Annotated in this window: 1 protein-coding gene; it reads left to right on the top strand. The window is 30.5% G+C overall.

The annotated features are described in order from the left end of the window. Positions 1-34 precede the first annotated feature (34 nt). Positions 35-824, top strand: a 790-nt coding sequence (locus HMPREF9131_RS03780) for an IMP dehydrogenase (protein ID WP_009345480.1), incomplete at its 3' end; no start/stop codon positions are given.

An 824-nucleotide genomic window follows, 5' to 3' on the forward strand; every position in this document is an offset into this window, starting at 1 on the left:
CATTGATATAAAAGAAAAATAAGTAGGAGGGTATATGAAATTTTTTGGAGAAGGATTAACTTTTGATGATATTTTATTAATGCCGGCAAAATCTAGTGTTCTGCCTAACCAAGTAGATTTAACTACAAATTTAACAAGAAAGATTAAATTAAATATTCCTTTGATGTCTGCTGGTATGGATACAGTTACAGAATATAGAATGTCTATTGCTATGGCAAGAGAAGGCGGTATAGGTATTATACACAAAAATATGTCCATTAAAGAACAAGCTCTTGAAGTTGATAAGGTTAAAAGAAGTGAGCATGGTGTAATTACTGACCCATTTTCTTTATCTAAAAACCATACAATTGGCGATGCTTCTGAATTAATGGAAAGATATAAAATTTCCGGAGTTCCAATTATTGATGACAAAGGTAGATTAGAAGGAATAATAACTAATAGGGATATAAGATTTGAAACTGATAATAAGAGGAAAATTAAGGAAGTTATGACTTCTGAAAATCTTATTACAGGCACACCAGGAATTTCTTTAGAAGAAGCTTTGAAAATTCTAAAGGGACATAAAATTGAAAAATTGCCTTTAGTGGATAAAAATAATATCTTAAAGGGATTAATAACTATTAAAGATATAGAAAAACATGAACAATATCCACATTCAGCAAGAGATGAATCTGGAAGACTCCTTGCAGGTGCAGCAGTTGGTGTAACAAAAGATGTACTTGAAAGAGTTGAAGCTTTAAATAAATCTAAGGCTGATGTAATTGTTATTGATACTGCTCATGGTCAATCTACAGGTGTTCTTGATACAATTAGAGAAATTAAAT

Source organism: Peptoniphilus sp. oral taxon 836 str. F0141 (assembly GCF_000179335.1).
In the GTDB taxonomy this organism is placed as follows: domain Bacteria; phylum Bacillota; class Clostridia; order Tissierellales; family Peptoniphilaceae; genus Peptoniphilus_A; species Peptoniphilus_A lacrimalis.